The following is a 20,583-nucleotide window of genomic DNA, read 5'->3' on the forward strand; positions in this document are numbered from 1 at the left end:
ATTATACTGCTCACGTTTGGCAGAAACAAATCGGGTAGAAATCAAATGTTCCGAGCGAGCCTTCCACAAAACAAAAAGACGAGCCCTCCGGTCGAGAGCCCGCCTTACTAATCCTTCAGATTTATTCCTGCGTAAAACCCGCTGCTGTCACGAAACGGCTTAAGCCGGCCTGACCTTCCGGCGTCCGTTTGTAAACCCCGGCATGACCAAGAATTTCCGCAAATTTGCTGCCTACTTCGTCTTTCAAAATGATCTCTGCCTGTTCCTTCTTTAAAGCGGAACCGTGTTTGCCCAGCAGGGAACCGATCCACTGCGCATGCGGCGCAAGCTCTGGCGCACGGCCTTCGGAGACAGCCAAGCGAAGCGCTTCATCCCCGGACAAAATGCGGGCGATGCTGTCGAGCTCCTGTTTCAGGCGTCCTGGCAAAATCGCAAGGCCCATTACTTCGATCAGGCCGATATTCTCTTTCTTGATGTGGTGCATCTCACGGTGCGGATGGTAAATGCCCTCCGGATGCTCATCGCTGGTCCGGTTGTTGCGCAGCACCACATCAAACTCATAAGCGCCGTCCGCACTGCGTCTTACGATTGGCGTAACCGTATTATGCGGAACGGACGCTCCGTCCACCTCTGAATGCGCCAGGATGCCCAGCTCTTCATCGCTGTAGCCCTTCCACAGCTCATACAGATCATTGGCCGCTTCAAGCAGCACATCCGGATCGGCTCCGGTAAGCCGGAGTACGCTCATCGGCCAATTGACGATGCCGAGCTTCACACCCGGATACTGCGCCGATTGGAATTCGGCGTCAACCGGCGACTTCTCCAGCGGGAATTGATGTTTCCCGCCCTGGAAATGGTCATGCGTCAGAATCGAACCGCCTACGATCGGCAGGTCCGCATTCGAGCCGATGAAATAATGCGGGAACTGCCGCACGAAGTCCAGCAGTCTGCGAAAGGTATCCTTCGTTAATTTCATCGGCACATGATCGTGATGGAACACGATGCAGTGCTCATTGTAATAAACATACGGAGAATACTGGAAAAACCAAGGCTCCCCGTTCAGCGTGAGCGGGATCACCCGCAGATTCTGCCGGGCCGGATGATTCAGCCGGCCTGCGTAGCCGACGTTCTCCCGGCACAGCTGGCACTTTGGATATACCGGTGGAGGAAGCAGCTTGGCAGCTGCGATTTCGGCCGGCGATTTCTCCGGCTTGGATAAATTGATCGTAATCTCCATCGTCCCGAAGGCTGTAGGCTGTTCCCAATACAAATTATTGGCCACCCGATCCATCCGGATATAGTTGGCGTCCGTGCAAAGCTTCACGAAACGGCTCGTTGCCGTCTCTATGCCAAGCTCCTGTTCCGTTGCTTTAAACGAAGCAATAACCTCGGAAGGACGCGGCATCACGCGGCCCATAATCTCCGCATCCAGCAGGTCGCGGTACGTATCCGTATTCTCCGGGATCAGACCGGCCTCATAACCGTAATCGATCAAGATATTCAGCAGTTCCTGCGGCCCTGCCAAGGTCTCTTTGCGTATATCTCCCAGATAAGGCTCATCTGCCTTAAACAGCTCGAGAAGCCGGTTACGGGTATAGTCGATGTCATAATGGCCGATCAGCTCGCGCTGGAGGGCAAATTGAACCAAACGTTCGATTGCTTCAAGGGCGGCTGCCCGCAAGCCCGACGCTTCTCCTGCTGCTTCTCCTGCCGTTTCTCTTGTATGCTGCTGCATTGAGTTCATCTCACTTTCCTGCATAGCCGTTCGGATGATTTTGATGCCATTGCCAGGCGCTGGCGATAATGTCGTCAAGATTTTCCCGCTGCGGGTTCCAGCCCAGCACACTGCGGGCTTTGCCGGAGGATGCGATCAGCACAGCCGGGTCGCCTGCACGGCGGGGTTTCACTTCGACCGCGAAATCGACGCCTGTCACTTCTTTTACTTTGGAAATGACCTGATTAACGGAAAAGCCGTTGCCGCTGCCCAGGTTGAACACATTACTTTCACCACCGCTGCGCAAATAATCCACCGCACGCAGATGCGCGTCGGCCAGGTCGCTCACATGAATATAGTCGCGGATACAGGTTCCATCTTCGGTCGGATAATCGTCGCCAAATACGGCAATGGATTCCCGCTGGCCGAGCGCGGTTTGCAGAATCAGCGGGATCAGATGGGTTTCAGGCTGATGGTCTTCGCCGATTTTGCCGCTGGCATGAGCACCGGCCGCATTAAAATAACGAAGCGCCACATATTTGATGCCCAGCACACGGTCGAACCAGCCCATCATCGTCTCCATGCTCAGTTTGGTTTCACCGTACACGTTAGTTGGAGCCGTACGGTCCGTTTCTTCAATCGGCACCTTCTCCGGTTCACCGTAGGTTGCCGCCGTAGATGAAAAGACGATTTTGGACACGCCGGCCTGCTGCATCGCTTCCAGCAGACACAACGTACCGTACACGTTGTTGTCGTAATATTTTACGGGATTCTGCATGCTTTCCCCAACCAGGGAGTTGGCCGCGAAATGGATGACCGCATCAATGCTGTTCTCCGTGAACAGCCTCTTCAGCAGTTCTTTGTCCCGCAGATCCCCTTCGTACAGCTTGCCGCCAAGCAGTGCTTCTCTATGACCTGTCTGCAGGTTGTCGAGTACGACCACCTCTTCGCCTTTGTCCAGCAGCTCTGCTACCGTATGAGATCCGATATACCCGGCACCGCCGGTCACTAAAATTGCCATATTACGCTTCCTCCTTCAATTGGTGTACACCATCTCCTACTTCACAAACGTAGAATTCCGCTTCCAGACCGGTACGCTGTTTGTAGGCTTCTCCCACGTTGTGGACAAACGATGCTACGGCATCTTCATGCACAAGCGAAACTGTGCAGCCGCCAAAACCAGCTCCTGTCATGCGGGAGCCCAGCGTGCCTTCGATTTTCCGCGCTTCCTCGACCATCGTGTCCAGCTCGGTACCCGTGACCTCATACAAATCACGCAAGGAGTCATGGGACTTGTTCATCAGCTTGCCAAACTCGGCCAGATCGTTAGTTTGCAGAGCTTCGACGGAAGCCAGCACACGCGCGTTCTCCTCGACCACATGTTTCGCACGTCGGCGCAGTACATCACTGTTCAGCTTATCTTCAAGGCCGGCAAATTGCTCGGGAGTAAGCTGGGCCAGATATTCGAGACCCGGTACATGAGGCTGCAGCTGGTGGAGTGCTTCGTCACACTCGCTGCGGCGTTCGTTGTATTTGGAATCAACAAGACCCCTGCGTTTGTTCGTATTGCCGATAACCAGCTTGCAGGAGCCGATCGCAAAAGGCACTTTCTTATATTCAAGCGTGTCGCACATCAGCAGGATCGCATGGTCTTTCGCTCCATTAGCTACGGCGAACTGGTCCATAATGCCGCTGTTGACACCGACATATTGATTCTCGGCACGCTGTGACAGCTTCGCTATTTCTACTGTATTAATGTCTTTGCCTTCTACTGAAATAAAAGCATAAGCGGTTACGACTTCAATAGAGGCTGAAGAAGAAAGGCCTGCCCCGTTCGGGATTTCACCGATAAAATATAAATCATAGCCTTTGCTTACCCGGCAGTCCATCTTCGCTAATTCAACCAAAACACCAATCGGATAATCCACCCATTCTCCCGTTTTGGCTGCGCCGATCTCCCCGAGAGCAATCTCAGCCGTATAAGGAAAATTCGCAGATTTAAAAACAAGCTTGCCGTCGCCGCGTTCGCGCATGAACAGGGTAGTGCCGAATTCCAGCGCCGCCGGAAGCACGTATCCACCGTTATAATCAATGTGTTCGCCGATCAGGTTCACCCGTCCAGGGGCTTGATAAGCCAGAATTTCCTTGTCATTAACGCTAAATTCGGAATTAAACTTCTGCTTCAGCTCTTGCATGTTCATCATGCGTTCACCTGTCCTTAACATCAATTTAGGCTTAACTATGACTCCATTATAAGGGAGCCTTGCACTCTATGATAATGTATGAATGCGTTTTAAATATGGATTAATGTGACTTTTAGAGCTATGATAGAACATAGAAATCCAGGTTTGGAGAGGTAGGGGTTAGCATGAAACAGACATTAAAGCCGACATTAAAACAGTCCTTACAACAGACATTAGAACAAACAACGAGGCAGGCGACTTATATGTCTGCTGCCAATCCCGATTTCCCGGGTTATGACGTCCTCCGCGTCTTGTTTGCCGGCGAAAGCCAAACCCCTCCTTCCCACCGTCTCGGACCTAAAATTTACGACTTTTATTTGTTTCACTATATCGAAGAAGGAAACGGCATCTTCCGCACGGAAAAAGGAACCTACCGCCTCAGAGCCGGCAGCGGCTTTATGATCGAGCCGGATCACCTCGTCAGCTACGAATCCGACCCAGAGACCCCCTGGCGCTACCGCTGGCTCGCCTTCAACGGCGCCGGAGCGAAAGAGCTGGCCAGAGATGCCGGCTTCTCTCAGGATACGCCAGTCGTGCATAGTTCAAGCTATGGACCGATACCAGAAGCTTTAAGCTCAGTCTTGACTGCGTTCCGCGAGCAGCAGGAAGGGGCAGGCATGGCCGCGCTGGGTTACTTGTATCTGATTATGGCAGAGGCGAAACGTTCTCTGTTGTCCGGTACACCAAATACGGAAGGCGAAGCGCATATCCAGCGGGTAGTCAAACAAATGATCCATTATATGACCAGCCAATACGCTTATCCGATCTCCATAGAGGAAATGTGCTCGGGCCTCGGCTACAACCGTGCTTATTTGTCCCGGGTATTCAAGAAAGGAACCGGGATGTCGCCTGTCACCTATCTGCTGAAGCTGCGTATCGACAAAGCCCGGTATCTGCTGCGGGACCGCCCGGACTTGTCCATCGAGCAGATCGCTGCATCCGTTGGCTTGACGGACCCGCTTTATTTCTCACGCCAGTTTAAGCGATTCTACGGGGAAGCGCCCAGCACCTACCGGCGTTCGGTCACCCGAGGATGACCAGAGGTGACCAGAGGGTGACCAGAAGGTGGCTATAGGGTAGCTCTTTAAGGTGACCCTACTACCAGGCATGATTAGACTTTCCCGTCAAAGAATTACACTGACTTCGATACAGCTACCGAAAAAAGGGCTGACCCACGGTCATCATCCGGCCAGGGCAGCCCTTTTGCTATTGTTAACGGCTTATAATTCAGGATCGTCCGTTTTCAGAATCCGTTCGATCCGGTTTAACTCTTCCTCGGAGAATTCCAGATTATGAAGCGCTGCTACATTCTCTTCGATTTGGCTGGCACGGCTGGCTCCGATAAGAGCCGAGGTTACACGCCCGCCTCTGAGCACCCAAGCCAAGGCGAACTGAGCCAGACTTTGTCCGCGGGCCGCCGCCATCTGGTTAAGCGCCCGTATTTTACGCAGCACCTCCGGCGTGATCGCAGATTCCTTCAGAAAGCCGGTCGGACTTGCTGCCCGTGAATCTTCGGGAATGCCGTTCAGATATTTACTGGTCAGCATGCCTTGGGCGAGCGGGGTAAAGGCAATACTGCCTACACCGTTCTCCTCCAGCACATCCTGAAGTCCATTCTCGATCCAGCGGTCGAGCAGCGAATATCTGGGCTGATGAATGAGCAGCGGCGTGCCGAGCTCCTTCAGTATTTTTACAGCTTCTGCTGTCTTGTCTGCAGGATAATTGGACACTCCGATATAGAGAGCTTTCCCCGATCGTACAATCTGGTCCAGAGCCATCATCGTTTCTTCAAGCGGTGTGTCAGGGTCCGGGCGATGAGAATAAAAAATATCCACATAATCCAGTCCCATCCGCTTCAGGCTCTGATCCAGGCTGGCGATCAAATACTTGCGTGAACCCCAGTCCCCGTACGGGCCGGGCCACATTTTGTACCCCGCTTTGGAAGAGATGACGAGTTCATCACGGAACGGCTTCAGATCCTTGGCCAGTACCTGACCAAACATTTCTTCGGCCGATCCAGGAGGGGGACCATAGTTATTGGCCAGATCAAAATGGGTAATCCCGAGGTCAAAGGACTTGCGGATCATTTCACGGCCGTTCTCGAACGTGTCGACGCCGCCGAAATTGTGCCATAAGCCGAGAGAAATCGCTGGAAGCTTGAGACCTGAACATCCGACCCGATCGTAGATCATGGTTTCGTATCTTTCTTCGTTCGGTGAATATACCATCTCGTCACCCTACCTTTCGATCTTAAATAAGCATTAATAAGCATTTGCTAAAACAATATATTACCCTTCATGCCATTGACGTGAAACAGCTTCACAAACTTGGCCGATCGGTTCTGTAATGAGCAATCCTGCACGGCTGTCAAAGCCTGTTTGCGCCATATTGATCAGCACAGTTCGATTTCCCCGGAAATAATCGACGAATTGTGCAGCAGGATACACAGTCAGCGAGGTCCCCCCGATAATCAGCATATCAGCGTTCCGTATCGCCTCAATCGTTCCTGTAATCGTCCCCTCATTCAGATTCTCACCATATAAAACGACATCCGGTTTCACGATACCGCCGCAGCTTTTGCATGCTGGAACCGGGTCGGGCGCGGAGATAACCTCCTGCAACGTATGGAAAGCGCCGCAGCTCATACAGTAGTTTCGGTGGACAGAGCCATGAAGCTCCAGCACTTCCCGGCTGCCTGCCGACTGATGAAGGCCGTCAATGTTCTGCGTAATGACCGCCGTCAGCTTTCCCTGCTCCTCAAGCCGGGCCAGGAAGCGGTGAGCCGCATTAGGCTGGGCTTCCGGATGCAGCATTTTCGACCGGTAGAAATCATAAAAAACCTCCGGATGACGGTCAAAAAAAGGCCGGCTCAAAATTTCTTCAGGCGAATAAGGGGAATGGGTTTCGGTTTGATATAATCCTGCGGCCGAACGAAAATCCGGGATGCCGCTCTCTGTTGAAATCCCCGCCCCGCCAAAAAAGACGATCCGGCTGCTCGCGTCGATCCAGTCGGCAAAACGTTTAATCAAGTCGCTTGTCTCACTCAAAGCTCTTCATCTCCTTAGATCGATAAGTTGCCTCAGCGCCTTTCAAATCTATAACGTCATAACTTTGGATTACTTCTTCCGCATCCAGCAAATAGTCCGCTTCTCCGCCAGGGCAGAATCCAATCGCGCCTGCTGCTCCAGAGGCCTTGGCCATTTGCATATCTCCGTTGCTGTCGCCAATAACCAGTACCTCTTCAGGAAGAAGCCCCAGCTCCGTACAGGCAAGGAAGACCATGTCAGGTGCCGGTTTACCTTGAACAACCCGGTCTGTTCCGACAATCGTTCCGAAATACCCCTCCAGATTCATCCACCGTAAATGCTCCCGAGCTTCGGAAGTACGGTCTGCGGTGACGACCCCAAGCGGAATCCCCAGCTGGCGGCATTGTTCCAGCAGCTCGTTTAAGCCTGGCATCGGCCTGGCGTTCCGTTCGCTTTTCACCTTCTGCATCGCTTCGGACAACAGCTCCTTCACCTGACGAAGCGCTTCATTCCAAGGAACACCGGCGGTATACAATTGCCAGGTCAATACGCCTACAGTCTGCTCCTCGGTCGCCATCGCCACTGGCCCTGTGGGGTCATAACCCGCCACCAGCCCGTCGGGATCAAGGATCAAGCCCAGCAGCTTTCGGGGATCGACTGTCAGGTTAGATCCGGCTTTCTCCACCCGTTTGACCATCAGCTCCGTCACTTCCAGCGCCCAGGCACCCCACAGACTTAAGAAATCCAGCAGTGTCCCGTCCTTATCGAATAAGATTCCTTTAAATGGAATTTCCCTGCCATTAATAATACAGGTGAACATCCGGATTCCCCCTTGCCGGCTTTTCTATATTGTACCTTTCCTATTTTTCACAATTCAACAGTTCGTCATATTTTCCCGAATGGATAACGCTTTCAACAGTGATTTCCGTCACAGGTCCTGGTCCCCTATTCCCTTATGCTGTAGCTGTATGAAGAAAGCTAAAATTTAAAGCATTACCGAAGACCGATATTCGAGCCGCAAAAAAAGGAGACGCCTGATCATGAACTATGGAACGAAAACCTGGCGTGGAGAAACTTATTTTCTAAACCTGCGATTTCTGCTGATTGTGTGCGTATTTGTGGGCAACGCCATTGAACCGCTTATAATGCGGATGCCGGGAATGCACGCAGTTTATGTATGGATTTTCTCTTTTCATATGCCTTTGTTCGTGTTCGTGACTGGTTATTTTGCGCGGACTAATTTGAGGGGCCTTGCCGGTAGAAAAATAATGGCTCAAATTGTTCTGCAATATTTGATTTTTCAAAGCCTATATTCCGCTCTGGATGTAACGGTCTTTAAGGTGGATCATATCCACCATTCCTTCTTCGCTCCCTATCTGCTGCTTTGGTTCCTTGCCAGCCATTTGTTATGGCGGTCAGCCGCACTCATCATGCGCAGCTTGACCCGGTCGGCTCAGCTTGGAGTCTCGCTCACCCTTGGGATAGCTGTCGGCTATATTGTTATGGACGGCACCTGGTTCAGCCTTTCGCGAACCTTCGTCTATCTGCCGTTCTTTATGGCGGGGTATCATTTTCGCCCGGAATGGATTGTGAAATTCTTCACTCCAAAAGTTCGTGCGGCCGCCTGCATCGCCTCCCTGCTTCTGTTCGCCGCAGCGGTCCTTTGGGGAGATCAGCTGCCCATAGGCTGGCTCTACGGCAGCATGACTTACAGCCAATTAGGCGCTTATACCTGGTATGCCGGTTTGGGCCGCATAGGTATTTATGTCCTTCAGCTGTGTGCTTCTGCGGCTTTTCTCTCCTTTGTTCCGCTCTATGCCTGCAGGATAACGGAGCTCGGACGGAGAACGCTGTACGTCTTTCTGCTGCATGGGCTAATCGTCCGATTGGCCGCCGCTTCCCCGGTTTATGCTTACATTCACAGCCCGGGTGGAACGTTTGTTGTTATTGCAGCGGCTGTCCTATTGACTGTACTACTCTGTCAGCCCTGGGTTAGAACCCTAACCTGTCCCATTATAGAACCACAGGTGGAATGGATGTTCAGCAGGGTCCATAAGGCCCGGACGGCGCCGGAAATGCGGATTTTCAAATAAAGAGAATAGTGATTCAACCTAGCGACCCGTGGTATATAACAGTACGCGCATTAAAAACCATTACTTGTAAAGGAGTGATTTTTATGGCACGTACTAAAGGAAAAATGAGCCGTGAAGAAGCAGGGCGTCTCGGCGGGCAGGCAACTGCTAAAAACCATGGTAAAGAGTTCTACCAGGAGATTGGCTCCAAAGGCGGGATCGCCACCTCCAAATCCCATGACCGCGAGTTTTACCAAGAGATTGGGCAAAAAGGCGGCTCCGCCACAGCCGAATCCCACGACAAGGAGTTTTATCGGGAAATCGGCCGCAAAGGCGGACAAGCCCGCGGCAGCAGCAATTGATGATGCCGCCTTCCCCGACACTGCTGACGAAGAAGAATTGACAAAGAAGCCCCGGCATCCTGCTCGGCGGCTTCTTTGCTGCTATTTTTAAATGAGCTTTAAGGGTTCCTCAAGCACCTGCAGCTCCACCGGTCTTTGGAAGACCGATTCAAACGGAACAAGCAGGACATCCAACCCTTCAAGTTCATCAGGCAGCGGCGGCTCGATCAGGAAAGTCATCTCTGCTTCGCCTGAGGGGCTTTGACCCCCGCTTCCTCTCCGCACAGTATAACCTACTTCTCCGCCTACAATATCCAGGTTCAAATTCAGATTAAGACTGACATTGTCGTCCAGCTTCCCATCATATTTAACTTTCAGATGAAGTTCGCTCCAATTGATATACTGCATCACATGGGTCAGTTGAAAACGGAAATTTCCATGGTCCATTTGTTTCATGAGAGGGATTACTGTGCGCAGTTCCCCGCTGAAATCCGAATAAGTCCGCCGCTTGGAAGGACGATTCATCGCACGCACCAGCTCGTAAATTTTGAGCTCACTTAAATCCCATTTCTCCGCCCAAATCCGAACCTGCTCATTAGATGGCATAAAACTGCCTTTCGGCGGCATACTTCTCCGCTGGTGGATGAGCGCAAAAATCTGCTCGTCGATTTCTCTGATTTCTTCATTATAAGGCTCCGATGAACCCATCAATAGATTCCAACCTGACAAAAGAGAACACCTCCAAATTTGCTCTTGTAGTGATGTCATTCTCTCAATGACATTCACCAGAAACTGGATAATCCCTTCTTCAAGGTCGATCTTCGTTTATTTTTCTTTTTATATATCTGTTTTTACATGCCCACAGCTCACTTTAGATGGTAGAAAAGCCAATAAGGTTGTGATAGACTGTATAAAAAGCTTTAGCGGTTTACATTTCTAAATTTCTATTCATTATCTCATATCTATATCCGGGGGGAGAAAGCCATCATGGGAGCTAACAAAATGCGTTCAGACATGATCAAAAAAGGTTTCGACCGCGCTCCGCACCGCAGCTTGCTGCGTGCCGCAGGCGTTAAAGAAGAGGATTTCGGCAAACCGTTCATCGCGGTCTGCAACTCCTATATCGACATCGTTCCAGGTCATGTGCATCTGCAGGAATTCGGTAAAATCGTGAAGGAAGCCATCCGCGAAGCCGGCGGCGTACCTTTTGAATTTAATACTATCGGCGTCGACGACGGCATCGCCATGGGCCACATCGGCATGCGTTATTCCCTGCCAAGCCGCGAGATCATTGCCGACTCTCTTGAGACGGTTGTATCGGCACACTGGTTTGACGGTATGGTCTGCATTCCAAACTGTGATAAAATCACGCCGGGCATGCTGATGGGCGCTCTGCGCGTAAACATTCCAACGATCTTTGTCAGCGGCGGCCCAATGAAAGCCGGCGTAGACAGCAAAGGTAACCGTTTGTCCCTGACTTCTGTATTTGAAGGCGTCGGCGCCTATCAGGCCGGCAAGATCGACGACAAGGATCTGCTTGAGCTTGAGCAATACGGCTGTCCTACTTGCGGCTCCTGTTCGGGCATGTTCACGGCAAACTCCATGAACTGTCTGGCTGAAGCTTTGGGTCTGGCTCTCCCTGGCAACGGCACCATTCTCGCTGTCGCTGAAGAACGCCGCGATTTCGTTAGAAAATCCGCTAAACAATTGATGGAACTGGTTAAAATGGACCTGAAACCTCGCGACATCGTGACCAAAGAATCCATCGACAACGCTTTTGCTTTGGATATGGCGATGGGCGGTTCCACCAATACCGTCCTGCACACCCTGGCACTGGCACAGGAAGCCGGTATCGACTATCCGCTTGAGCGGATTAATGAAGTTGCCAACCGCGTTCCTCATATCAGCAAATTGGCTCCGGCCTCTAACTTCTTCATTGAAGACGTGGACCGCGCCGGCGGCGTAAGTGCCGTAATTAACGAGCTGCTGAAGAAACCGGATGCGATTTACGGCGATTGCATGACCGTTACGGGCAAAACGCTTCGCGAGAATGTAGAAGGCGTCGAAATCCGCGACCATGAAGTCATTCATTCCATTGATAACCCTTATTCGGAAAAAGGCGGTCTGGCTATCCTTTATGGTAACCTGGCTCCTGAAGGTTCCGTTATTAAGGTCGGTGCTGTGGATCCGTCGGTTGGCGGCTACCATAAAGGCCCTGCCATCTGCTTCGACTCCCAGGAGGAAGCGCTGGAAGGCATCGCGAACGGTAAAGTCAAAGAAGGCAACGTCGTCGTAATCCGCTATGAAGGTCCTAAAGGTGGACCAGGTATGCCCGAAATGCTGGCCCCTACGTCGCAAATCGTTGGTATGGGCCTTGGAGCTAAAGTCGGCCTGATCACCGACGGACGTTTCTCCGGCGCTTCCCGCGGCATCAGCATCGGTCATATCTCCCCAGAAGCTGCTGAAGGCGGGCCGATCGCTTTTGTAGAGGATGGGGATATCATTGAACTGGATCTCAACAACCGCAAAATCGAACTGCATATCAGTGACGAAGAATTTGCGAAACGCCGTGCCAACTGGAAAGGTTTTGAGCCTAAAGTCAAAACCGGCTATCTGGCGCGTTACTCCAAGCTCGTTACCAATGCCAGCTCGGGCGGCGTAATGAAAATCTAACAAGAAATTCTAATCTGAGCAATAAAGAAGAGAGGACCCGCCGGGGTCCTCTCTTTGTTATACGGAACAAATTCTAACGATTCTATTCTTATGTCTATAAATAAGTTCATGCCCTGCCTTCTTGGCAGCAAAGTAAAATCGTTCAGTTCTGGCGTCACACTGGGACGCCGGCGTTCAGCTCTGCAGTCTCTTCGTTGTCTTTGACTTCCACTTGTTTATCTTTGCTGCCTTTCACGGCAGCAATAGAAGCAGCAGAAGATTTAGATTCAGCTGAAGGCGAAGAAGGTTCAGTCCCGGCAAAACGCTTGATCAAAGTTTCTGTAGGAATAACCAGAATTTTCGGAACCATCTGCTCCTGATGGGCTTTGATCCGTTCGCGGCCATTTGGATGAATTACGCTCATCAACAATTTCAAATAGAAAGTCGTCGAGGTGGCGAACAACCCTTTCGGCAGATCGGTAATGGTGAATCCAAACTGCTCCGGTCCGCGATTTATCATCGTAATGCCATATAAAGCTTTAACATCGTTAAGCTCCGGGTGGCTTTGAATGTATCTTGCCAGGTCAGGAAGAGCCTTCTCGGTTGTTCGCACCAGCTGAATGGCCAAATGAACTGAGGACTTGGCTTTAGAACCCAGCTGGAACAGCTTTTTGTTGTCAAAATGAAGCTCCAGCACCGGATCACCCTTCACCAGCTTACCTCCGCTTTCCAGTTCAATCGGGGCACCCGAATATTTAATTTTGCGGAAATGAAACATTGGGTCTTCGTTATCCGTAGTTTGTAAGTGAAACATCACATGGAACAGCTTCTCCCAAAGAAGCCACAGGCTTACGATTAACCGTTTATACCATGGCAGCACCGGAACTCCTCCTTTTCCCATGCCAGGCTTTTTGCTTGCTTCGCTCAAAGAATCGTTTTTGCCTTGAGCGGTATGCTGAATCATATCCTGAATGGTAATGCTACGAATACCACGGCGCTCTGCTTCATCCAGCACCCGTTCCAGCGCTGTCAGCATTTCCTGAGGCGCAGTGGGGTTCGCGCCAAATGTTGTTCCGCAATCGTGAAGCAAAAAAACTTCGCCGCCGCGAAGCTTCTTCAGCATCTTGTCAGTCAGCCGATCTGCTCCCACGTTGACACGCCAATCGCGAAAAATGGCCGACCACAGCACCAGCTGATAATCATGGCGCTGTTTCGTATAGTCAAACAAGTTGACGATTCCCCATGGCGGTCTATAATAATGCGCTTCCTGTCCGGTTGCCTCTTTAATGACCTTCGCGGTCATGGCAATATGTTTGGTCACTGTCTTGGGCCGCATAAGCCAATTGGTCTTATGTTTGTAATTATGGATACCCAGCAGATGGCCTTCCCGGTGAATTCTTTGAATCAGCTCAGGGTGTTTCTCGGCGCTCGAACCCACTACAAAAAAGGTGGCTTTGGCGTCATAACGTTTTAGCAGTTCAAGCAGCTGAGGCGTGTACACCGGATCCGGTCCGTCATCAAACGTTAAGGCGATTTCGTTCTCCGCGATGCCCTTCTTGAACACCCGAAATCCGAACAAACGGCTGATTAGTCCTGGAATAAAGGCGTATAGCGAGAAAATGTAAAATAAACCCAGCAGCAAAGTCTCCATGTGAATTCCCCATTTCTCTCTATTTCATTGACTTTTGCTTGCTCAAATCATGAATTTGTTTGAACATCTCCTCTATTTTATCATAAAAGCTTCAATTTTAGGCCTCTTTTTTAAGCCGCATCTGTTCATCTTTTGTCAAGCTCTGCAAGGGTGTTCATAACCTCCCCAAACAACTCTGTTGCCAGATGAACCGATCCCGGTTCCCGGCTCTGCACCAGCACAGCGGCAGCATACTTTGGCGACTCGTAAGGACCAAATCCAATGAACCATTGATCATTCATCGCTTTCCCGTCCCTGACGACCTGAGCAGTTCCCGACTTCCCGGCAAGCTTCCAATCCGAATGGCTAAGTTTGCGTCCAGTGCCCTCCGTAACGACGGTTCGCATCCATCCAAGAATCGTCTGAGCCGTCCGCGGAGAGATTCGGCCGGATGCTCCCGGGGATTGATGCGGTTCAAAGCGAACCATATCCGTTCCATTAGCGTAGCTGACAGCACTGACCAGCCGTGGTGCCTGAACGACGCCCCCATGCAGCAGCGTGACGATCAGATTCGCTGCTTGGAGCGGACTTAGGCGGACGCTTCTTTGACCGATAGCCGTCTGAGCTCTTACCCCTCCGTCTTCCGGATGAGGTTCGGCTCCAAATACCGTCCCTGCTTCCTCCTGGTCCAACTGCCGAAGTTGCCGGCCGTCTATAGATGCTTCTTCTTCCCAGCCTATCGTTCTGCCAATTCCTAAAGCATCAGCAGTACGCTGCAGCTGGATGGGACTTAATCGCTCTCCCAGGGTCCCGAACACAACGTTGCAGGATTCCGCAAAACCTCTGGCGAGCGTAATATCGCCGTGACCTGATTGCTTCGAGCAGGAAAGTCCGTATTTTCCGTAACTGCCCTTACATAAAAAATGCTCATCCGCCCGCGAAAGGCCGGCTTCAAGTGCCGCAGCCGCCGTTACCGTTTTGAAAATCGAGCCTGGGACCGCCTCTTTCACCGCCCGGTTGCTCCAGCTCGTCGTCTTCTGCGGATCAACCTGGTTAGGGTTGTAGAAAGGTAGTGAAACCATCGCTTTAATATCACCACTCGCTGCATCGAGTACAACAACCGCTCCTTCTTTTACCCCTTTTTGCACGGCAAGACGCTCCAATTTATTCTGAATATCCAGATCGATCGTTGTTCGAACGGTAAGAGGGTAATAAGGATTGCCCGTGCTGTGCACCCGCAGCGCTTCTTCCGACAGCGGATGACGTCCCCCGTCCATCAAATAAGTTACGTCTGTGGGACCTTCTCCCCGCATCAGCCTGTCAAACGTCTTCTCAAGCCCTGCCGCGCCTAATTTGGTCGTAATCGGAAGCTCTGCTCGTCTTTTAGTGTTGCTTGCTTCCTCTTCTTCCTGTTGGTTCAAAGCCATAACCGCCTCCGGCTGTTCCGCTACAAAACCAAGCCACTGTTTGCCGGAAGCCTGATCCGGATAACGCTGGAGAACCGGCAGTGCTTTTACCCAAGCTATATTCAGCTTCTCCAGCTCTGCGGCTTGCTCAGTATTGAGTCTAAAGGGTGCATCGGAGCTCCCATGGCCGCTGCTTGAGTTCTCTGTCCAATAAGACGGCTGCTGCAGACGGCTCTGCACGGCCTCCAGCTTCTCCGGGGTCGTATTCAGCAGCTTGGCCAGCGCAAGGAGACAGGAATCCTGAGTTCTTCCGCTTCCGCTTTTGCTTCCATTTCCATTCCCGCCCCCCTCCTGCTTCCTTTCATCCTGATTAGGGACTTCGTTACCACCGGCACGAACCGGAAAGATGACCGGAGCAATCAGCACTTCGCTTGTCAAAGGTGTTCCGGATGCATCAACGAAACGTCCGCGGCCAGGATCAAGCTCAATCCTTGTTCCCCGCTGCCGCACCGCCATTTCGGATGTATCCCGGCCGTGGGCGGTAGCCGCTTTAGGCACTCCGTCAAACAGCTGAAGCCAAGCCAAACGAACCACCATTATGAGGATCAAGGCAGTTACAATCAGGAGAATCGCAAATATTCGTTTCTTTAGAGCCAGACTCATTCACGAAGCACCTCCTTTGGGCAAAGTATTTCCTTAATTGGCCGTTTTCACACCCTTCTTTCCCTACCCTAAAACAACAAAAAAAGCAGTTCCTAAATCCGCCGTGGCGGGTTAGGAAGCTGCTTCTTTCGGGTACACTTGCAATTTCAAATCCTTAAACTTTAAAACGGGAAAGTGATTCTTTTAATTTATCCGACACCTGTTCCAGCTGGCCGGAAAGCTGAACGAGCTGGTCACCGACCATCTGCTGTTCACTGGACAAGGAAGCTACCTCTTCGGAGGTTGCCGACGATTCTTCGGCTACCGCGCTGACATTGGTCATTGCTTCAGACAGGATATGCTGGGACTGACTCAGTCCTTCAATGGATTTCGTAACCCCATCCAGCTTAGTCACGAAGTTCTCCATTTGCTCCTGAACGGAAACAAAGATTTCTCTTGTTTCATTCACCGATTCAATTTGCTGTTTAAACATCGGATTTACTTCTTCCAGCGCTTTAACGGTTTCGTTCATTTCCTGCTGGATTTCATCCGTAATTTGACCGACCATCGTAATCGACTGTCTCGATTGCTCGGCGAGTTGACGAATTTCATCCGCTACCACCATAAAACCTCTGCCGGCAGCTCCGGCCCGTGCCGCTTCGATCGTTGCGTTCAAAGACAGAATATTGGTTTGCTGTGTAATGTTCTGCATCACTTCGAGCACTTTGCGTACGGAAGCCGTGCTCGTATGCAAGGCATTAACCCGTTCGCCCAAAGCTCTTGTCATCTCGCCGGTCGCATTGGTTCTTTCCGTCAATCCCTGCAGATACTGCGTTCCCAGCTCGCTGGCGTTCTCCACCTCGCGTGCCGATTCCTGCATTTCCCGGTTAGAAGCAATAACCTCCGATACCTGCGTACCGATGTTCTCCGTCAAGTCGCTGCCGCGTTCGGCTTCCACAGCCAGGCTGCTGGCTCCTTTGGCGATCTCTTCGGTAGCGACTGCAATCTCGCGTGCAGAAATCGCCGTTTTTCTGGAGGCCTCCGCAAGTTCAGATGCTGTCCCTAAAACCTCGACCGCAGAGGAGTTGGCATGGGTAACAAGCGTAGTAATCTGCTCCATCATCTGGTTAAAGCTGGCGGAGAGCTGACCGATTTCATCGCGACCTGTATGCTTCATCCGCACGTTCAGTTCACCGTTAGCCCCTTGCTGCATCAGGCGGTTCATTATCGAAAGCGGGCGTCCAATCATGCGGACCATCCAAACCCCGATCAGAATCGCAATCAGAGCTACCACAACGGCTGCAATAAATGTCGTAACCAAGATGCTCTTGGCATCTGCGACCAGATTCTTGATCGGCACAATACCCGCTAACTTCCAGCCGGAGGCACTCACCGTATTGAACACCGCCAAAACCGCATTACCGTTCTGGTCTTTGGTGGTCATACTGTCTGTTTCTTTGGTGCTCTTCGTGATCGCGTCAATAGCCTTCAATTCCTCAGTTGTTTCTCCCAGATTATTCGCAACGATCTGTCCTTGATCGTCAACGAGCTCCAATTCGGACCCGTCCCCAAGAGAAACCTTCGCAAGCTCGTCATTCAAGGTCGCCACGTCGATATCCAAAGCAATGATGTAACGCGAGGAACCTGATAACGTTTTAAGAGATTGTGCGTAACGGAAAACGCCGTTCGAACTGCCAGGAAGCGCCTGCCAGGTAGAAGAAGTGCCTTTTGAGAGCTCCTCATACCAGGGTTGATTTTTAGGGTCAGAAGTAAGAGCGGCATCTGCATTCCCTGTCGTGATTGGCGTAAAGCTTTCGTCTACCGGGAATAAATACAAAGCCCGGGCACCACTAAGCGAGTATGTAAAAGTGCTCATTCTCGAACCGATTTCCTTAACCAAAGTGAACTGGTCGTAGTTCGAAAGATCTTTTGCCCCCATACTGGTCAAATCAGCCTGCAGCTGATTGTCAAAGAACACCTGCTGAATCCCTTCCTGATACTGCTTAAAGATGATGTCGAGCTTCTCGGCCGTTTGAATAACCGTCTGCTGGTTGGCCGACTTGGCATTTTTCTGAACGATAGATTTGGCTGTCTGATAAGATAAGATACCAAGCGACAGCACAAAGACCATTATGGCAACAAAAAAGATGAGAAACAGACGTACACCAACGGATCTGGAAGGATCCAGCTTGCTAGCTTTTAAGCCTTTCGTGTATGTAACCGATTTCTTAAATACGTTCTGAAAAAGCTCTTTGGATTGCTCAGGGTTATCTTGCTGCTTTCCTTCTCCTCCTTTGTCCTTTGCCTTTCGCTGCAACTTTGGAAATTTGGCCATCCTGCTCACCCGTTCCTTCTGAATATTTTAGTCCTAATTAGTATTTCGGCAGTACAACCAATTTCTTAAGACCTTTGTAAAATATCATGCATTTTCTTCAAATCTTTTTGTAAAAATGGACAAAAAAACCCTTTGTCTGACCGACAAAGGGTTACATTTCAGGACTATAGATCTATTTCTTTTTTCTCATCATGTCGAAATATTGAACTGGCTGATCCACTTTAAATTTGACAAGCTGCAGCGGATGACGGGCTGCATCAATTTCGTTGCCGTTCTCATCCCAAAGCGTACCCACGGTTTGTTTGAAGAACGTGTCCCCCGGTCCGAAGAATTCCACTTCCTGCCCGGGTTTAAAATGGTTGCGCTGCTGAACGGTCGCCATGCCGGTTTCGGCGTCGTAATCCATGACCAGACCTGCGAAGTCATAGGGAGCCGCTTTTTCCTCAGGTTCATAAATATGATCTTCATGGTCGGGCGTATCGTAAAAGAATCCGGTATTCAGCGGGCGGTTCGCCGCTTTGTTGATTTCTTCCACCCATTCGGGTTTCAGCACGTAATTCTCTGGATCTTCCATATAAGAATCAATGGCGCGGCGGTAGGCATTAACCACCGTGGCCACATAATGGATCGACTTCATGCGGCCTTCGATTTTAAAGCTGTCCACACCGACATCGATCAGATCCGGAACGTTAGCAATCATGCACAAGTCCTTGGAGCCCATCGTAAAAGCATTGTCTTCTTCTGCAAACAGCGGAATTTGTGTCGTGCCAAGCTTAAACTGCTGCAGCACGCGGTCATCCGCGGCTTCTTCCTCTGAGATCCACGTCTGCTCGCGGGCATCCTCAAACAGATCGTATTTCCAGCGGCAGGACTGGCAGCAGCCCCCGCGGTTGGAGTCGCGGTCCGTAAAGTGGTTGGACAACACGCAGCGCCCCGAGTAGGAAGAACACATGGCGCCATGGATAAATGCTTCGATTTCAATGTCCACGTGGTTTTTGATTTCGGCGATTTCCTCCAGGCTGGTTTCGCGTCCCAATACTACGCGCGGCAGCCCTTCCTCTTTCCAATACTGGACCGCCTGCCAGTTCACGGTGGACTGCTGGGTGCTCAAATGCACCTCCAGGCCGGGAACTACACGCAAAGCCGTATCGACGATAATCGGATCTGCCACAATGATCGCGGAGATGCCGACTTCGTAAAGGTTACGCAAATACTCCTCAATGCCGGCAAGATCCTCGTTATGCGCGTAGATATTAGTCGCTACAAAAACTTTAGCGCCGTATTTCTTGGCGAATTCAACGCCTTCACGCATTTCCTCAAAGCTGAAGTTATCCGCATTGGAACGGAGGCCGTAATGTTGTCCGCCGATATACACGGCATCTGCGCCGTAATGGACCGCAAATTTCAGCTTCTCCAGGTTACCGGCCGGAGCCAGCAGCTCCGGTTTGTCGAGCCGGTATCTTTTTCCTCTATATTTAGGCTTGTGCTGTTCATTTGCGGAATGCTGTTCAATAGACTTATGACGTTCAATGGTTGACACAAAGATTCACCTCTCTTGATGCGGGATTAAACAGATTAATAAACCTGCTCTTTATAATAAAAACCAAATGACAATTCACGCTCAGGGTCCTGCAAACGGCGGATTCCGTCCATCCAGCTGTCCTGGAAGGCATAATTCTCCGGATCTGCAGCAAACAAGTTGATCGCTTGGCGGTATGCTTTGATCACGGCGATCGTATACGCCGCCGGCTTCAGCAGCGATTCGATTTTGAAGCTGTCCACACCGGCTTCCAGCAGCAGATGAAGATCCTCCAAAATGCAGATATCGTCCGAGCTCATAATATGTGTTCCATTAACATCTTCGTAAATCGGATATTTCTCCTCCTGGCGTTCGGCTTCGATCAGGAACAACCCGCGTTCCTTACCGAGATCACCTTCAACCGGACGCCCCTGGTGCGTCATATAGCTGGCTACAAGCGCCCGTTTGGAATGATAGATGTTGGTCATCCCATGGACCTGCACTTCGGCTTCTACCTGCAGATGCGGCATCATGCCCGTAATTTCATCCATGTTCAATTCACGGGCTAGCACCACGCGGGATGCGCCTTTGCTGCCCCAATAGTTGGCCGTCGCATAGTTGGTCGAGGTCATCTCAGCGTTCCAATGCAGCGCGAGGCCCGGAGCCACCTTCCGCGCTGTCCGCAGCACGGCCGGATCCCCGAATTGGACGGCGTCCGCCCCCGCCTGCTGAACCTCCTGCAGATAAACGTCGAGGCCCTCCAGCAGATCGTTGCTGATCAGGTTGCTGACGCTCACATAAACCTTTGCCTCCCGGCTGTGCGCAAACTCCGCGATCTTCCGGATATCCTCCAGAGAGCATTCGCCCGGCAGGCGCATGCCGTATTTATCTTCCCCTACCAGGACCGCGCTGGCCCCGGCATTTATAAAAGAGACCGCTTCCTCCACCGAACCCGCCGGTACAAGAAGTTCCGGTTTTCCTGCTTTCATTGCTTCACACACCT

Annotated in this window: 15 protein-coding genes and 1 pseudogene; 4 read left to right on the plus strand and 12 right to left on the minus strand. The window is 51.2% G+C overall.

The genetic code is table 11. The features are described 5' to 3' along the window. Window positions 1-121: 121 nt before the first annotated feature. From CBE73_RS08345 to CBE73_RS08355, 3 genes are read right to left on the minus strand one after another with little or no spacing between them, the layout of a single operon-like run. Complete coding sequence (locus CBE73_RS08345) at window positions 122-1,735, minus strand: UDP-glucose--hexose-1-phosphate uridylyltransferase (protein WP_229752694.1); 1,614 nt, start codon at window positions 1,733-1,735, stop codon at window positions 122-124. A gap of 10 nt (window positions 1,736-1,745) precedes the next feature. Beyond that, window positions 1,746-2,735, minus strand: a complete 990-nt coding sequence (gene galE, locus CBE73_RS08350) for a UDP-glucose 4-epimerase GalE (RefSeq protein WP_094093850.1) — start codon at window positions 2,733-2,735, stop codon at window positions 1,746-1,748. 1 nt (window position 2,736) lies between these two features. Continuing rightward, entirely contained in the window at window positions 2,737-3,915 is a 1,179-nt protein-coding gene (locus tag CBE73_RS08355) for a galactokinase (protein ID WP_094093851.1), read from the minus strand. A 245-nt stretch (window positions 3,916-4,160) separates the two neighbouring features. Between CBE73_RS08355 and CBE73_RS08360 the strand changes: the two genes are divergently transcribed. Then, window positions 4,161-4,994 (plus strand): AraC family transcriptional regulator, encoded by an 834-nt coding sequence (locus CBE73_RS08360; protein WP_094093852.1) that lies wholly within the window; start codon window positions 4,161-4,163, stop codon window positions 4,992-4,994. A 183-nt stretch (window positions 4,995-5,177) separates the two neighbouring features. On the opposite strand, the gene mgrA is transcribed toward CBE73_RS08360, so the two are convergent. Genes mgrA through CBE73_RS08375 form a run of 3 tightly spaced genes read right to left on the minus strand, consistent with a single transcriptional unit; the run spans window position 5,178 to window position 7,803 of the window. After that, a complete protein-coding gene (gene mgrA, locus CBE73_RS08365) occupies window positions 5,178-6,185 on the minus strand; it encodes an L-glyceraldehyde 3-phosphate reductase (RefSeq protein ID WP_094093853.1) in 1,008 nt (335 codons plus the stop codon). A 60-nt stretch (window positions 6,186-6,245) separates the two neighbouring features. Then, window positions 6,246-7,004, minus strand: coding sequence for an NAD-dependent protein deacylase (locus CBE73_RS08370; protein WP_094093854.1), 759 nt, complete (start codon window positions 7,002-7,004; stop codon window positions 6,246-6,248). Next, window positions 6,997-7,803 (minus strand): HAD family hydrolase, encoded by an 807-nt coding sequence (locus CBE73_RS08375; RefSeq protein ID WP_094093855.1) that lies wholly within the window; start codon window positions 7,801-7,803, stop codon window positions 6,997-6,999. Before CBE73_RS08375 ends, CBE73_RS08370 begins: the two co-directional genes overlap by 8 nt. Before the next feature lie 220 nt (window positions 7,804-8,023). On the opposite strand from CBE73_RS08375, the gene CBE73_RS08380 reads away from it, so the two are divergent. Together CBE73_RS08380 and CBE73_RS08385 are read left to right on the plus strand one after the other, a co-directional pair. Further along, the gene (locus CBE73_RS08380) at window positions 8,024-9,076 is read left to right on the plus strand and encodes an acyltransferase family protein (protein ID WP_094093856.1); all 1,053 of its coding nucleotides are present in this window, start codon (window positions 8,024-8,026) and stop codon (window positions 9,074-9,076) included. Window positions 9,077-9,159: 83 nt separating this feature from the next. Further along, window positions 9,160-9,414: pseudogene (locus CBE73_RS08385) on the plus strand (KGG domain-containing protein); the annotation flags it as partial. Window positions 9,415-9,504: 90 nt separating this feature from the next. On the opposite strand, the gene CBE73_RS08390 reads toward CBE73_RS08385, so the two are convergent. After that, complete coding sequence (locus CBE73_RS08390) at window positions 9,505-10,125, minus strand: hypothetical protein (protein ID WP_157739460.1); 621 nt, start codon at window positions 10,123-10,125, stop codon at window positions 9,505-9,507. Between the two features lie 258 nt (window positions 10,126-10,383). Here CBE73_RS08390 and ilvD point away from each other — a divergent pair, with 258 nt between their 5' ends. Beyond that, on the plus strand, window positions 10,384-12,069 hold the full coding sequence (gene ilvD, locus CBE73_RS08395; protein WP_174704685.1) for a dihydroxy-acid dehydratase: 1,686 nt from the start codon (window positions 10,384-10,386) through the stop codon (window positions 12,067-12,069). 154 nt (window positions 12,070-12,223) lie between these two features. Here ilvD and CBE73_RS08400 read toward each other — a convergent pair whose 3' ends face one another. From CBE73_RS08400 to CBE73_RS08420, 5 genes are all read right to left on the minus strand, one after another. Then, a complete protein-coding gene (locus tag CBE73_RS08400; RefSeq protein WP_094093859.1) occupies window positions 12,224-13,699 on the minus strand; it encodes a polysaccharide deacetylase family protein in 1,476 nt (491 codons plus the stop codon). 125 nt (window positions 13,700-13,824) lie between these two features. Next, window positions 13,825-15,747 (minus strand): peptidoglycan D,D-transpeptidase FtsI family protein, encoded by a 1,923-nt coding sequence (locus CBE73_RS08405; protein ID WP_094093860.1) that lies wholly within the window; start codon window positions 15,745-15,747, stop codon window positions 13,825-13,827. A gap of 154 nt (window positions 15,748-15,901) precedes the next feature. After that, window positions 15,902-18,043 carry a methyl-accepting chemotaxis protein gene (locus CBE73_RS08410; RefSeq protein ID WP_244905536.1) on the minus strand — a complete coding sequence of 714 codons (2,142 nt, stop codon included), beginning with the start codon at window positions 18,041-18,043 and terminating at the stop codon, window positions 15,902-15,904. 190 nt (window positions 18,044-18,233) lie between these two features. After that, window positions 18,234-19,592: a peptidase U32 family protein gene (locus CBE73_RS08415; RefSeq protein ID WP_229752695.1), complete on the minus strand. Its 1,359-nt coding sequence runs from the start codon at window positions 19,590-19,592 to the stop codon at window positions 18,234-18,236. A gap of 44 nt (window positions 19,593-19,636) precedes the next feature. After that, window positions 19,637-20,569 (minus strand): peptidase U32 family protein, encoded by a 933-nt coding sequence (locus tag CBE73_RS08420; RefSeq protein WP_094093862.1) that lies wholly within the window; start codon window positions 20,567-20,569, stop codon window positions 19,637-19,639. Between the last annotated feature and the right edge of the window lie 14 nt (window positions 20,570-20,583).

Origin of the sequence: Paenibacillus physcomitrellae (genome assembly GCF_002240225.1) — a bacterium.
GTDB lineage: Bacteria > Bacillota > Bacilli > Paenibacillales > Paenibacillaceae > Fontibacillus > Fontibacillus physcomitrellae.

Coding starts and splice junctions, on each gene's coding strand:
- mgrA (WP_094093853.1), bottom strand. CDS start 6,185: ATGGTATATTCACCGAACGAAGAAAGATACGAAACCATGATCTACGAT.
- CBE73_RS08360 (WP_094093852.1), top strand. CDS start 4,161: ATGTCTGCTGCCAATCCCGATTTCCCGGGTTATGACGTCCTCCGCGTC.
- CBE73_RS08420 (WP_094093862.1), bottom strand. CDS start 20,569: ATGAAAGCAGGAAAACCGGAACTTCTTGTACCGGCGGGTTCGGTGGAG.
- CBE73_RS08400 (WP_094093859.1), bottom strand. CDS start 13,699: ATGGAGACTTTGCTGCTGGGTTTATTTTACATTTTCTCGCTATACGCC.
- CBE73_RS08375 (WP_094093855.1), bottom strand. CDS start 7,803: ATGTTCACCTGTATTATTAATGGCAGGGAAATTCCATTTAAAGGAATC.
- ilvD (WP_174704685.1), top strand. CDS start 10,384: ATGGGAGCTAACAAAATGCGTTCAGACATGATCAAAAAAGGTTTCGAC.
- CBE73_RS08345 (WP_229752694.1), bottom strand. CDS start 1,735: ATGCAGCAGCATACAAGAGAAACGGCAGGAGAAGCAGCAGGAGAAGCG.
- CBE73_RS08380 (WP_094093856.1), top strand. CDS start 8,024: ATGAACTATGGAACGAAAACCTGGCGTGGAGAAACTTATTTTCTAAAC.
- CBE73_RS08355 (WP_094093851.1), bottom strand. CDS start 3,915: ATGAACATGCAAGAGCTGAAGCAGAAGTTTAATTCCGAATTTAGCGTT.
- galE (WP_094093850.1), bottom strand. CDS start 2,735: ATGGCAATTTTAGTGACCGGCGGTGCCGGGTATATCGGATCTCATACG.
- CBE73_RS08405 (WP_094093860.1), bottom strand. CDS start 15,747: ATGAGTCTGGCTCTAAAGAAACGAATATTTGCGATTCTCCTGATTGTA.